12 protein-coding genes are annotated in these 13,743 nt (G+C 62.8%); 2 read left to right on the top strand and 10 right to left on the bottom strand.

Features of this window, described 5'->3' with window-relative positions; all coding sequences use genetic code 11:
• Positions 1 to 45: 45 nt before the first annotated feature.
• The 5 genes from V3C40_RS14830 to V3C40_RS14810 form a co-directional block, all read right to left on the bottom strand.
• Positions 46 to 1,155 carry an ABC transporter ATP-binding protein gene (locus tag V3C40_RS14830; protein WP_070303050.1) on the bottom strand — a complete coding sequence of 370 codons (1,110 nt, stop codon included), beginning with the start codon at positions 1,153 to 1,155 and terminating at the stop codon, positions 46 to 48.
• 9 nt (positions 1,156 to 1,164) lie between these two features.
• Positions 1,165 to 2,040: a carbohydrate ABC transporter permease gene (locus V3C40_RS14825; protein WP_034757607.1), complete on the bottom strand. Its 876-nt coding sequence runs from the start codon at positions 2,038 to 2,040 to the stop codon at positions 1,165 to 1,167.
• On the bottom strand, positions 2,037 to 2,921 hold the full coding sequence (locus tag V3C40_RS14820) for a carbohydrate ABC transporter permease (RefSeq protein ID WP_010397323.1): 885 nt from the start codon (positions 2,919 to 2,921) through the stop codon (positions 2,037 to 2,039). Before V3C40_RS14820 ends, V3C40_RS14825 begins: the two co-directional genes overlap by 4 nt.
• 112 nt (positions 2,922 to 3,033) lie before the next feature.
• The gene (locus tag V3C40_RS14815; protein ID WP_034757604.1) at positions 3,034 to 4,287 is read right to left on the bottom strand and encodes an ABC transporter substrate-binding protein; all 1,254 of its coding nucleotides are present in this window, start codon (positions 4,285 to 4,287) and stop codon (positions 3,034 to 3,036) included.
• Positions 4,288 to 4,531: 244 nt separating this feature from the next.
• Positions 4,532 to 5,824, bottom strand: a complete 1,293-nt coding sequence (locus V3C40_RS14810) for a maltoporin (RefSeq protein ID WP_331777836.1) — start codon at positions 5,822 to 5,824, stop codon at positions 4,532 to 4,534.
• Between the two features lie 345 nt (positions 5,825 to 6,169).
• Here V3C40_RS14810 and V3C40_RS14805 point away from each other — a divergent pair, with 345 nt between their 5' ends.
• Positions 6,170 to 8,083: a glucokinase gene (locus tag V3C40_RS14805; protein ID WP_331777835.1), complete on the top strand. Its 1,914-nt coding sequence runs from the start codon at positions 6,170 to 6,172 to the stop codon at positions 8,081 to 8,083.
• Positions 8,067 to 9,125: a LacI family DNA-binding transcriptional regulator gene (locus V3C40_RS14800; RefSeq protein WP_331777834.1), complete on the top strand. Its 1,059-nt coding sequence runs from the start codon at positions 8,067 to 8,069 to the stop codon at positions 9,123 to 9,125. The genes V3C40_RS14805 and V3C40_RS14800 overlap by 17 nt, the downstream gene beginning before the upstream one ends.
• Positions 9,126 to 9,144: 19 nt before the next feature.
• Here V3C40_RS14800 and V3C40_RS14795 read toward each other — a convergent pair whose 3' ends face one another.
• The 5 genes from V3C40_RS14795 to V3C40_RS14775 form a co-directional block, all read right to left on the bottom strand.
• On the bottom strand, positions 9,145 to 9,597 hold the full coding sequence (locus V3C40_RS14795; RefSeq protein ID WP_235432905.1) for a hemerythrin domain-containing protein: 453 nt from the start codon (positions 9,595 to 9,597) through the stop codon (positions 9,145 to 9,147).
• A 199-nt stretch (positions 9,598 to 9,796) separates the two neighbouring features.
• The gene (locus V3C40_RS14790; protein ID WP_331777833.1) at positions 9,797 to 10,717 is read right to left on the bottom strand and encodes a carbohydrate kinase family protein; all 921 of its coding nucleotides are present in this window, start codon (positions 10,715 to 10,717) and stop codon (positions 9,797 to 9,799) included.
• The gene (locus V3C40_RS14785; protein ID WP_331777832.1) at positions 10,714 to 11,928 is read right to left on the bottom strand and encodes an AGE family epimerase/isomerase; all 1,215 of its coding nucleotides are present in this window, start codon (positions 11,926 to 11,928) and stop codon (positions 10,714 to 10,716) included. The genes V3C40_RS14790 and V3C40_RS14785 overlap by 4 nt, the downstream gene beginning before the upstream one ends.
• A gap of 68 nt (positions 11,929 to 11,996) precedes the next feature.
• Entirely contained in the window at positions 11,997 to 12,998 is a 1,002-nt protein-coding gene (locus V3C40_RS14780; RefSeq protein ID WP_331777831.1) for a tetratricopeptide repeat protein, read from the bottom strand.
• Positions 12,995 to 13,621, bottom strand: coding sequence for a tetratricopeptide repeat protein (locus tag V3C40_RS14775; RefSeq protein ID WP_331777830.1), 627 nt, complete (start codon positions 13,619 to 13,621; stop codon positions 12,995 to 12,997). Before V3C40_RS14775 ends, V3C40_RS14780 begins: the two co-directional genes overlap by 4 nt.
• Between the last annotated feature and the right edge of the window lie 122 nt (positions 13,622 to 13,743).

The following is a 13,743-nucleotide window of genomic DNA, read 5'->3' as shown; positions in this document are numbered from 1 at the left end:
CCCGCCTGTCATGCGACAAGCGGGCCGTTTTTATAGAGACAACGCTTAGGCGATGCGTTCGCCGTTGGCCGGATCAAACAAGGCCGCTTTCGACAGGTTGAACGACAACTGCATGGTCTGCCCCGGCAGCACGGCTTCGCGCGGGTGCGTGCGGCAAGTCACGGCCGCGCCGTTCAAACGCGTCGTCAGCAAGGTGTCGGGACCGGTTGGCTCGACGAGGTCGATCAAACAACCGAGTTCCTGGCCCACGTCCCCGTGTGCGCTGCTCATGTCCGTGATCTGCTCCGGACGCACGCCCAGGATCACGTCACGGCCTGCATAGCTGCGCAGCTTGTCGGCGGCAAACGGCAAGGCCAGGCGCAAGCTCTTGCCTGCGTTCTCGATGGCAACAAACACCTCGTTGCCCTCGATGACAGGCTTGACGGTAATGAAGTTCATCGATGGCGAGCCGATGAAGCCGGCCACGAACAGGTTGGCCGGGTTGTCGTAGATTTCCTGCGGCGTGCCCAGTTGCTGCACTACCCCATCCTTCATGACGGCGATCAGGTCGCCCATCGTCATCGCCTCGATCTGGTCATGCGTGACGTAGACGATGGTGGCCTTCAGGCGCTGGTGCAGCAGCTTGATCTCGGCGCGCATTTCCACGCGCAGCTTGGCGTCCAGGTTCGACAGCGGTTCGTCGAACAGGAACAGCGACGGCTTGCGCGAAATGGCGCGGCCCATGGCCACGCGCTGGCGCTGGCCACCCGACAGCTGCGCCGGACGGCGGTCCAGCAAGTGCGTGATCTGCAGGGTTTCAGCGACGCGGGCGACGATTTCTTCCTGCTCCGCCTTCGGCACTTTTTTCACGTTCAGGCCGAACGCGATGTTTTCGCGCACCGTCATCGACGGGTACAGCGCGTAGGACTGGAACACCATGGCGATGTCGCGGTCCTTCGGCGGCAAGTCGTTGACGACCTTGCCGTCGATGAGGATTTCGCCGGACGTGACGCTTTCCAGCCCGGCCACCATGTTGAGCAAGGTCGACTTGCCGGAGCCGGAGCCGCCGACGAGGATCAGGAACTGGCCGTCCTTGATCTCGATGTCGATGCCCTTGAGGACTTCGACGCCATTCGTGTACACCTTGCGGATGCTGCGTATCGATAAACTGGACATATTCTTTCCTTAACCTTTGACTGCGCCTGCGGTCAGACCGCGCACAAAATAACGGCCTGCGACCAGATAGACCAGCAGGGTCGGCAGCGCGGCAATCACCGCGGCGGCCATGTTGACGTTGTATTCCTTAACACCCGTGGACGTGTTGACCAGGTTGTTCAAGCCCACCGTGATCGGCTGCGAATCGCCGCTGGCGAAGACGATACCGAACAGGAAGTCGTTCCAGATCTGCGTGAATTGCCAGATGATGCAGACGACGAAAATCGGACCCGAAATCGGCAGCACGATCTTGCGGAAGATCAGGAAGAAACCGGCGCCGTCGATGCGCGCCGCCTTGATCAGTTCTTCCGGCACGCCGATGTAGTAGTTACGGAAGAACAAAGTCGTGAACGCCGTGCCGTACACCACGTGCACGAAGACGAGGCCCGTGGTGGTATTGGCCAGGCCGAATTCGCCCAGCAAACGCGCCATCGGCAGGATCACCACCTGGAACGGAATGAAGCAGCCCACCAGCAAGGCGGCAAACAGGATTTCCGAACCACGGAAGCGCCAGTGCGCGAACACATAGCCGTTGAAGGCGCCCAGGAAGGTCGAGATCAGCACGGCGGGAATCACCATCTTGATCGAGTTCCAGAAGAACGGCTGCATGCCGTCGCAGGTGACGCCCGTGCAGGCCGAAGACCAGGCCTTGGACCAGGAATCGAATTGCCACACGTGCGGCAAGGCCAGCAGGTTGCCGCTGCGGATCTCGTCGAGCGACTTGAACGACGTCGACAAGGTCACGTACAGGGGCACGATGTAGTACACCGCGAACAAAATCAGCAGCAGGTATAACACCACCCGTCCCAGGGTGAGTTTGTTGTTACGTGTAGGAGTGTGTGTCATCTCATCGCCTTTGCGCTGCGCGTTTCCAGGTACATCAGCGGCACGAGCACGGCCACGATGGTGGCCAGCATCATCATTGCCGATGCCGAGCCCAGGCCCAGCTGGCCGCGGGTGAAGGAAAACTGGTACATGAAGATGGCCGGTACGGACGACGAGTTGCCAGGTCCGCCAGCCGTCAGTGCGATGACCAGGTCGAAGCTCTTGATGGCGATATGCGCGAGGATCAGCAGCACGCTGAAGAACACGGGACGCATGGCGGGAATCACGATGCGCCAGTAGATCGTCGGCAAGGATGCGCCATCGACTTGCGCCGCCTTGATGATCTCGTCATCGATGCCGCGCAGGCCGGCCAGGAACAGGGCCATGACAAAGCCCGACGACTGCCATACGCCGGCGATCACCACCGTGTAGATGGCCATGTCGGAGTTCACCAGCCAGTCGAAGGTAAACGAGGTCCAACCCCAGTCGTGCATGACCTTTTCCAGGCCCAGGCTGGGATTGAGCATCCATTTCCAGGCCGTGCCGGTGACGATGAAGGACAGCGCCATCGGATACAGGTAGATGGCGCGCAGCGCGCCTTCGGCGCGGATTTTCTGGTCCAGCAGGATGGCCAGGAACAGGCCGATGGCGATGCTGCAACCGATGAACAGGACACCGAAGATGCCGAGGTTCTTGAGCGAGGTCCACCAGCGCTCGTTGTCGAACAGCTCGACGTATTGCACCAGGCCGGCGAACTCGTAGTTCGGCATCAGCCGCGATTCGGTCAGCGACAGCCAACCGGTCAAAAAGATAAAACCATAGACGAATACCAGGCTGGCGATGAGCGTGGGGCCCAACACCATCTGCGGTATCCATCGGTCGAATTGCTTGCGTATGGACATAGGAGAGCCGTAGAGAAAACTGCGTGTGGCGCCGGCCTGGTCGAAGCCAGGGCGGACGCCTGCGATGCATGCAATGCAGCGGGCGCCGGCGAGCGTGCCGGCGCCGTCGTGATTACTTCACTTTTGCCGCTTTGGCCAAGGCTGCAACCGCATCTTTCGAGCTCATGTTGGTGTTCATGAACTTGGCGATGACGTCGGTCACGGCGCCTTGCGTGGCCGATGGCAACGCCATGCCGTGGGCGAACGATGGCACCAGGCCGCCGGACTTGTTAGTGGCGTCCATGTCTTCCATCGATTTCAGGGCGCAAGCGTCAAACTTGTCCTTCGAAACGCCGGAACGCACAGGAATCGAACCCTTGTTCAGGTTGAAGATCGACTGGAACTTCGGATTCATGATGGCGTTGGCCAGGGCGATCTGCCCTTTCTTCGCATTCGCATCCTTTTGCGTGAACATGGCAAACGAATCGATGTTGAAGGTGTAGGCCTTGTCCGTGCCAGGCGCTGCCACGCACAGATAGTCCTTGCCCGGCACTTTGCCAGCGGCCGTGAACTCGCCCTTGGCCCAGTCGCCCATGAACTGGAAGCCGGCCTTGTTGTTGATGACCATGGCGGTCGCCAGATTCCAGTCGCGGCCAGCCGCATCCTTGTCGATGTAGGTCTTCACCTTGCCCAGGGTGTCGAACACTTTGAGCATGGTCGGGCCGGTCAATTCCTTCTGGTCCAGCTTGAGGATGGCTTTCTTGTAGAACTCCGTGCCGCCCACGCCCAGCGCGACGGATTCAAACACGGTGGCGTCTTGCCAAGGCTGGCCGCCGTGAGCGATCGCGATGCCGCCCGACTTCTTGATCTTCTCGGCCGCGTCGAAGAACGCATCCCAGGTCGTCGGGGTGGTGGCCACGCCGGCTTTTTTCAGCACTTCCGGATTGACCCACATCCAGTTGACGCGGTGGACGTTGACGGGAGCGGCAACGTAGTGGCCCTTGTACTTCATGATGTCGGCGACGACTTTCGGCAGAACGGCATCCCATTTGCCTGGAATGGCGGCATCATCGATATTGGCCAGCACGCCTTCAGCGCCCCATTCCTGGATCGATGGGCCCTTGATCTGGGCGGCTGTCGGCGGGTTGCCGGAAATGACGCGGGTTTTCAGCGCGGTCGCGGCGTTTTCGCCAGCGCCGCCGGCCACGGCGAAGTCTTTCCAGCCGAAGCCGCTTTCTTTCACGATTTGCTGCAACTGGCCCACGGACTTCGCTTCGCCGCCGGAGGTCCAGTAGTGCAACACTTCCACGTCGGTCGCAAAGGCGCTGCCAGCGAATGCCAGGGTGGTCAATGCGGCCAGTTGGGTAATCTTGAATTTCAGTTTCATCTCCACATTCCTTTTTTGATCAAGCTTTTAGGGGGCTTCGGCATACGGGGGCCGAAAAAGGTGAAATCTGCGCCTGTACCGGCGCTCTTGTGCTCAGACCCGCTTGCAAACGGGCATCATCTTGGTGTAAAGACGGCGCCGTGATCCATGACATGACTACATTGCATTTATATCACGGGACGGCGCCAAAAACGCATCCGCGAAGGATGCGCCAGGTTGAACTTGACTTACAACGCCTGCAAACTTAGAACCAGGTTTCTACCTGGAAACCGTAGGAAGTGCCGCTGGTATTGTTGTTATAGATCGGGCCGCCGTTGTTCGACGCATTGACCGAGGCGGTCGCCGCATCGTTCCACTTGCCGTAGGTCACGAAAGCGCGCAGTTCAGGACGCGACCACAGGCCAGGACCTGCCGAGATCGTCGGTGCGATGGTCAGCTTGGTCAGGCGCTTGGCTGGCTGGCCGCCCGATTGCGTCACGCGGTCCGTGCCCAGTTCGCCCACCAGCTTGAAGTTGTTGGTGAATGCGTACACAGGACGCACGCCGACCGAGGTCCAGGTCGAGGAACCGGTAGCATTCGACTCGTCTTTTTGCCACAGAGCGACAAATTCCATGCCGAAGTTGGCCATCGGCTGGATCGCCATGTCATTGAAGACGCGCGTACGCTTGCGGTCCGAACCGAAACCGGTGTCGCCCGAGGCGCCGAACTGGCCGTTGCCGGCACCGCCGACACCAGGACCGACGCCGTACTGCACGCCGAAGGTGTTGCCGCCGCCGAAGACTTTCGCTTGACGGTGGAATGCCGACAGCTGCCAGCCATTGTGCTTCTGGCCATAAGCGTCGTTGTCCTTGCCTTCGCCGATGATGTAGGTCGCGGCCAGGTCCAGGGTGCCGTTTTCATTGACGGGAATCTCGCCGTAGATGAAGTTCTGGCGCACGGCGGACTTGGTGCTCACGACGCCTGTCGGCGACACGGTGTTGACGTCGTTGTCCTTGAAGAAGGCATACGAGAATTTACCGGGGCCCGCAGGAATGCGGTCCAGGCCGGCACCCGTGCCGTTCATGTTGATGTATTGCAGATCCAGCATGTGGATGTCAGGACGGTAGTAGAAGCGTTTACCGATCCAGGCCGTGCCGCCGTTCAGGAAATCGAGTCCCTGCGCTTCGACATAGGCTTTGACGATGCCCAGTTTGTTGTCGCCGAAATCCGAGTTTGGCGCGTAAGCGTTGACCCAGATCGTGGCCAGGTAGTTCACGCCGCCGGACTGGGCAACGGACTTGGTGTAGCCGAACTCGGTGTAGGCGTCGCACTCATTGCCCAGACGATATTTCATGGTGTTGCCACCGAGGCCGAAGCAGCCTTGCGAACCGCCGTCGCCCGACGTATTGCTGCCGGCGCCAGCGCGCAGGTAGCCGTGGAAGCCTTCGGAGTCGGATGGGTACATTGGATCGGCGGCAGCGGAACCGCTGGCGATGGCTAAGACGATGGCAGCTGGCAGTGTCTTCAACACGGCCTTCAACATGTTGCGATGCAGCATGGTAAGTCTCCTCAGTAGTTATTTTTTATCTAGTCATTCGTGGCCGAATGTACTGGCCAGAATTCTTTCCAGCAGGGACATAGTAACTATACTACGAACAAATATCAACATATTATGTTGTAATCCTACGACTACTCTGCGACACTTTATTTGCGTACCGATATACGGGTTGACTGCCCTGCTTTTTCCCGCCGACACCGCAGCATCCGGCACTGTGGACGGGCATTTGCGCAAGCACCCCGCATTTTTCGGCACGCGGCACGTATACGAATTAAAATCCTTGGTTTTTGCCATAACGACAGTGCGCGGCCACGACCGTGCACGCATACGAGACTAGGCACCGCCATGAAAATTGATGAAAAAATGGAAGTAGCAGGCAGCGATCCGGCGGAGCGTTTCAGTGAAGGCCCGCGCCTGCTGGCGGACATCGGCGGCACCAATGCCCGCTTCGTGCTGGAAACGCGCCAGGGCCACCTGGAAGCGGTGGCCGTGCTGCCCTGCGACGACTACGCTTCGCTGCTCGACGCCATCACCGCATATATTGACAGCGACGAGGCGCGCGCTGCCGGTTCGGCGCGCGTGCGCCATGCGGCCATCGCCATCGCCAATCCCATCGACGACGACAATATCCGCATGATGAACCATCACTGGTTCTTCTCGATCGAGGCGATGCGCGCCGCACTGGGCCTCGACACCCTGCTGGTGGTGAATGACTTCACGGCACTGGCCATGGCCCTGCCCTACCTCCGGCCCGACCAGCGCCAGCAGATCGGCGGCGGCATGGCGCGCGCCGACAGCGTCATCGGTTTGCTTGGTTCGGGCACGGGCCTGGGCGTGTCGGGCATGATCCCCGCGGAAGACCGCTGGATCGCGCTGGGCAGCGAAGGGGGCCACGTCAGCTTCGCTCCGTGCGACCAGCGCGAAATGGACGTGCTGACCTTCGCCTGGCGCGAGCTGTCGCACGTCTCGGCCGAACGCCTCGCTTCCGGGCGGGGGCTGGAACTGATCTACCGCGCCCTGTCCGAGCGCGCCGGCAAGCCCGATGCGCCGCTGCTGCTGGCAGCCGACATCACCAGCCGCGCTCTGAACAATGAATGCGACGTGTGCCTGGAAGCGGTGGACTGCTTTTGCGCCATCCTCGGCTCCATCGCCGGCAACGTGGCCATGACCCTGGGCGCGCTGGGCGGCATCTATATAGGTGGAGGTATCGTGCCGCGCCTGGGTCCCCTGTTCGAACAGTCGCAGTTCCGCGCCCGCTTCGAACAGAAGGGCCGCCTGAACGAATACCTGGCGCAGATTCCCACCTTCCTGATCACGGCCGAACTGCCGACATTCCTCGGCATCGCCGCCATCCTGGCGCAAAAGCTCAAGCGCGCCCATACCGGCGCGCCCGTGCTCGAATCCGTGCGCCAGGCGCGCGGGCGCATGAGCCCATCGGAATGCAAGGTGGCCGACTGGGTCTTGAAGGAACCGAACGCCATGCTGACCCTGCCGATCGCGGAAATCGCCCAGCGGGTGGGCGTGAGCCAGCCCACCGTGATGCGCTTTTGCCGCTCGATCGGCGTGCAGGGCCTGGCCGACTTCAAATTGAAGCTGGCCTCCGGCCTGACGGGCGGCGCCATCACGGTGGCCCACTGCCACGTGGAGATCTCGGACTCCGACGCGGAACTGGCGCGCAAGGTGCTGGGCAATAATGCCTCGGCCGCGCTGGCCATGCGCGACATGCTCGACGTGAAAGCGCTGACGGCCGCCATCGAACTGCTGCGCGGCGCGCAGCGCGTGGAACTGCTGGCCGTGGGCAGCGCCCGCGTAGTGGCCGACGACATGCAGCACAAGCTGCTCAACCTGGGCATCGTCAGCAGCTTCTTTGCCGACCCGCAGGCGCAGGAAATGAGCGCCGCCATGCTGAAACCGGGCGACGTGGCGCTGGTCATTTCCCGCTCGGGCGCCCTGCCCGACCTGCTGCGCACCGTCAAGGTGGCGCAGGGCTGTGGCGCGCGCGTGCTGGCGATCACGGCCAGCGGTTCGCCGCTGGCCAAGCTGGCCGATGTGCTGCTGACCTTGAACCACCCGGAAGGCAACCTCAATTTCGTGCCCATGATCGTGCGCCTGCTGCAGTTGATGATGCTCGATATCCTGTCGGTGGGACTGGCGCGGCGCGACACGGCGCAGCGCACCAGCGCCGCCGAGCTGGAAGAAGGCCAATTGCACGGCATGCGCATCAGCGGCAAGCTGAAATTCGGTGGTCACCTCGAATAAGGCGGCGCACGCCGCACCAGACACCGCCAGCGGAGCCACCGTGCACGACGTGGCGCGCGTGGCCGGCGTATCGGCCATGACGGTATCGCGCGTGATCAACGGGCGCGCCAGCGTCAGCACGGCCACGCGCGACAAGGTCGAGGCGGCGATCGCCAGCCTGCGCTACCAGCCCAACCTGGCGGCCAGAGCTGCCCGCACGGGCACCCTGCGGATCGGCCTCCTGTACAGCAACCCCAGCGCGGCCTTCCTCAGCGAATTCCTCGTCGGTGCCATGGACCAGTGCCGCCAGGGCGGCGGCCAGCTGCTTCTTGAACGCTGCGAAGACCAGGGCAGCCAGCGCGCCGGCATCGATTGCCTGGTGGCCGCCGGCGTGGACGGCATCCTCGTGCCGCCGCCCCTGTGCGATTCGCCCGCGGTGCTGGCGCAGCTCAATACCATGGGCATCCCCGCCATCGCCGTGGCCACGGCGCGCCCCTCGCCCGGCGTCTCGGCCGTGCGCATCGACGACTACGAAGGCGCGCTGGCCATGACGCGCCACTTGCTCGCGCTGGGCCACCGCGACATCGGTTTCATCGAAGGCGACCCGGCGCACACGCCCGCCCTGCTGCGCCGCCAGGCCTTCGAGGACGCCATGCGGGAAGCGGGCTTGCCAGTGGCGCCGCACAGGGTGGCGCAAGGCTACTTTACGTATCGCTCGGGGCTGGACGCGGCGCGCCAGCTGCTGGCGCAAGCACCGCACCCGAGCGCCATCTTCGCCAGCAACGACGACATGGCCGCCGCCACCCTGGCGGTGGCGCATGGCATGGGCTTGCAGGTGCCAGCGGAACTGAGCGTGTGCGGCTTCGACGACACGCCCGTCGCCACCACGGTCTGGCCCGAGCTGACCACCATCCACCAGCCTATCGCCGACATGGCGCGCGCCGCCGTCAGTCTTGTCATCGACGAAATCCGCCAGCGCCGCGCCGGGGAAACGGCGACCGCCACGCATCATTTGATGGCGTTTACCTTGATGGAACGCGCGTCGACGGGACGCGTTCGCTAGCCACGCGCATCCATAGAGCTCACGCCTGCATGTCGGGCAGCTCGATTTCCGCCTTGCGCGCCGCGATCTGGCTGCCCATGGCTTCCAGATCGATTTCCGCGTCGCGCGCGCGCGGGAAAATCTCGCCCTCCTCTTCCAGCACGTGGTGATCGATTTGCTCGGACAGTACCTTGACCTTGGCGTCATACAAGTCTTCGCCGGGCGCCATGGCGACGATTTGCGCGATCAGCTCCTTGGCTGATGCGTGCTCAACGGTGGCTTCATCGACCAGGTCTTCGTTCGAACGGCTGGCGTCGCGCACGGCGGGATAGAAGATTTCTTCTTCCACCATCGCATGCTTGCTCAGTTCCTCACAGATTTTCAGGGCCAGCTTGCGCTTGCTGACGAGCGAACGGTCGCTGAGGCCCTCATACTGTTCGAACAGTTCTTTGACGGTTTGATGGTCTTGCGTCAGCAGCTCGATCGCGTCCATGTCCGGCATGCCTGCCTGTGTTTGGGAAACGGAAGCTGCCTGAGGTGATTGGGTGGCCATGATGTTGTCTCCAGGTGTCAGCACGAAGTAGACATTGTAGGCAGCACCCTGCGGTAGCCATGTAGGAGCATTGCTTACAACAAGGTAGGCCAAGCGTAAATGCGGCTACCTTGTTGATGCAGATCAGGCCAACCTTGACTTAACTGACGACCGTGCGTGTCTCGAGCGACTGCACCAGCTCCACCGAAGGCGGCGCGGCGCCGGCCGCCAGGCAGGCACCCGCGCCGGCCGCGACGGCAAAGCGCAAGTGCTGGCCGCCGTCGGCATCCGGGCGGTACATCAGGCTGTACAGCAAGCCGCCGATGCTGGCGTCGCCCGCCCCCACCGAGTCGACTACCTCGATGACGGGTGGCGCCGCCTGCCACGTCCGTTCGCCCTGGTACAGGGCCGCGCCCTGCGCGCCGCGCGTATATAAATACGTGGCGTGCGGATTCCAGCTGCGCAGCATGGCAAACGCGCCATCGATGTCGTCGTGGCGGAACAGCCCGGCCAGGTCTTCATCGGACACCTTGATCACGTCGGCCAGCTCCGTCATGCGGCGCAGGGTGGCGTCGTAGCGTTCATCCATCATGATGCGGAAATTCGGGTCGTAGCTGATTTTCACGCCAGCCGCCTTCAGTTCCTGCGCCAGCGCCACCAGCTTGCCCGCCAGCGGTTCGCGCGCCAGGCTGATGCCGCCGAAATGCACCCATTGCGCGCCCTGCATCCAGCCGGCCGGCAAGCGCGCCGCGTCGAAATGCAGGTCGGCGCTATCGTCGCCGATGAAGTAATACGTGGGCGGATGCAGTTCATGCACGATGGCCAGCAGCGGCGACTTCGCATGGCGCTGCAGGAAGCGCATGTCCAGGCCCGCCACGTCGGTGGCAGCGGCCAGCGCATCGCCGAAGACGTCGCGGCTGACGGCGCCCGCAAACGCGCTGGGCACGCCCAGGCGCGCCATCACGCGCGCCACGTTCCAGGTCGAGCCGCCCACCTGGCTGCTCCACGTGTCAGGGCCCGTGCGCAGCATGTCCGTCAGCGCTTCGCCGGCCGACACAAAAGTTGGAAAAGAGGTGTTCATGCCGCACCGCCAATCGCGTTCAGCACTTCATAGCAGGCGCCCATGGTATGGTAATCGGTCTTGCCGGCCGGGCTTTTCTCCTTGCTGATTTTTTGGTTCTCGGGCGTCAGGATGCGGTACCAGGCGCCGTGCTCATGGTCGACGAAGTGCTGCCAGCTGTAGTCCCAGATCTTGTCGTAGCTTTGCCAGTAGGCGTCGTCGTCCGTGCGCACGGCCAGCACGGCGGCCGCGGCGAAGCTTTCCGCCTGCACCCAGAAGTATTTGTCGCCATCGCAGATTTCATCGTGCGGACCGAAACCGTAGTGGATGCCGCCATGCGTGCCATCCCAGGCCTTGGCCAGGGCCGTGTCGTACAGTTCGCGCGCGCGCGGCAGCAGCCAGTCGGAAGGACCGGCCATGAACTTGGCGTGGCGCTCCATGATCAGCAGCAGCTTGGCCCATTCCGTGAAGTGGCCGGGCTGGTAGCCCCACGGACGGAAGATATTGCTCTTGTCGTGCAGGTTGTAATCCCAGTCGATAGCCCAGTCGGGCGTGTAGTGTTCCCAGATCATGCCGTTCGCCAGACCCGCCTGACGCACGGTGATATTGTGCGCCAAGGTTTCCGCACGGTGCAGATAGCGCGCCTCGCCCGTCGCTTCGAATGCGGCCAGCATCGCTTCGCACGCATGCATGTTCGCGTTCTGGCCACGGTAGCCATCCAGAGTAGACCAGTCGGCGCTGGCCACGTCCGCGTACAGGCCGTGTTCGGACAGCCAGAAGCGCTGTTCCATCAATTCGAACGTTTCGTCCAGGTAGGCGCGCGCTTCCGGTATCCCCCCCTGCAAGGCGTGGGCATAGGCGAGCAGCACGAAAGCCAGGCCGTAGCAGTGGTTGGCGCCGTCTTCCACCGTCTTGACACCGTCTTTCCACGACAGTTGCCAGGCGTAGCCGCCCGTGGCCGGGTCGCGGTGCGCGTCGCGCAAAAAGGCCACGCCGTGGCGCAGGGCCGCCTGGTATTCGTCCCCGCCGAAACGGCGGTACGCCATGGCGTAATTGAAGATGAAGCGCGTGCTGCTGACCAGGTGGCGCGTGCTGGCGTCGTACACCGTGCCATCGTCGAGGAAGAAGTGATAGAAGCCGCCGCTGGGGTCAATGGCGCGCGGGTGATAAAAGTGCATCGTGTGCAGAATATGCGCTTCGAGCATCGCCTTGGAGCGGAAATCGGGATTCATGGTTCTCTCATGATATTGTTATCGATAACAATGATGATAGCATGCCGTTTCCGCGCCGTCATGCCCGGTCAAGGTGTCTTGGCCAGCCTGAGCTTTTCACGCCACAGTGCGGCCTGCGCGGGGTCGGCCGCCTGTCCCAGCTCGCCCTTATCGTACACCTTGACCAGCCGTTCGATGGCTTCAGCATCGCCCTGCTTTGCCGCCAGCAGGTACAACTCGAACGGTTTGGGCGCCGGCCCTTGCCGGGTCGGGCCGCCACGGCCCTGCTCCAGCAGCCGCGCAAAGCCCGTCTGCCCCGGCGGGCTTTTGGCGATGGCCGCCATCTCGTACCAGCCCAGGGCCGCTTCGTCGCTCTGCGGCACGCCCTGCCCCACTTCATACGAGTAGGCCACGTTGTTCAAGCCCGACGGATCGAGCGCCTTGGCCGACTTCATGTACCAGCCGAACGCTTCCTTGCGCTGCGCGTCGTCCTTCGCCGTCATCATCAGGCGGTAGCCGATTTCATTGTAGGCGGGGATGAATCCGTTTTCAGCATAGTACTTGAGCCAGTGCAGCGCGTGCGCCTGCTCTTCCGAGCTGCTGTGGATATTTTCAAAGTGCTGCGCCACCATGAAGTTGGCCAGTTCCACGCCTTGCGCGGCGCCCTTGCGCGACCAGTATTCGCCCAGCTTGCGGTCGATGGCCATGCCCTGCCCCAAGGTATAGGCCACGCCCAGGAAAGCCTGCGCGGGGCCATAACTGCCTTCGGCCGATTTCTTCATCCACGCCAGACCGGCGTCAAGGTTGCGCGGCGTGCCCTCGCCCTCATGCAGCATCTGCGCCAGTTCCAGCTGGGCGGCGGCATCGCCCCCTTCCGCAGCGGTACGCGCTTTCTCGAAGGCGGCGACCTTGTCCGGCGACAGGTCGGCCGGGCGGTCGATCACGGCCCGCACCTTTGCGCGCATGTCATCGAGGCCGCGTGTGTCGAATTCGGCCAGCGCCGGATGCTGGCGCGGTGCTTTGGTGGACGCTTGTTGCGCCAGGACGGGCTGCGCCAGCGCCAGGCTTAATACAAACACGATGGTCTTCATTTCTTTTCGCTTTCCGCCAGCTTGCCGCGCCATTCGGCCGCATCTTCGGCATTCGCCTGTTGTCCCAGTTCACCGTTGACGTACACATCGACCATGCGCCGCATGGCGGGCACAAAGTGCTGCTCGTTCGCCGCCGCCTTCAGCCAGGTGATGGCCAGCGCCTGTTCTTCGGCACTGCTGTCGCCATTGATGAATTCCAGCGCCAGGATGGTTTGCGCCAGTGCGTCGCCCTGCGCCACTCCCTGGCGCAGCCAGTATTCACCCTGCACGCGGTCGATGGGCACCTTGCCACCCACGGTATAGGCGAGGCCCAAAGCCGATTGCGCCGGCGCATAGCCGCCCTCGGCCGACTTGCGTACCCAGGCCATCGACTGCGCCGTGTCTTGCGGCGCGCCCACGCCCAGCTGCAGCATGCGCGCCAGGTCCAGCTGTGCCTCCACGTCGCCCGTTTCCGCCAGCCGCCGGGTCTCGGCAAATTCGGCGATACTTTGCGGGCTATGGCTGGCCACATCCGCCCTGGCCTTGATGGCGATCAGTTGCAGGTCGAGCAAGGTGGGCGAGGTTTGCGCCAGGATGGGCAGCGGCAGCAGAAAAGGAATCAGACAGAGTAATTTCTTGGGCATGCGGCGGTGTCGGAAAGAAGAAAACACGCATGGTAGCCGATGGCTCGCCAGGAAGGCGCGCACGGTACGGGAAGTTTGACAGGGCACCCCGGCAGGCTTACATTGCACGGGCCCGCCACTGA

Origin of the sequence: Janthinobacterium sp. LS2A (genome assembly GCF_036543145.1) — a bacterium.
Taxonomy (GTDB): domain Bacteria; phylum Pseudomonadota; class Gammaproteobacteria; order Burkholderiales; family Burkholderiaceae_D; genus Janthinobacterium; species Janthinobacterium aestuarii.
This window is presented reverse-complemented; position numbering and strand designations above follow the sequence as displayed.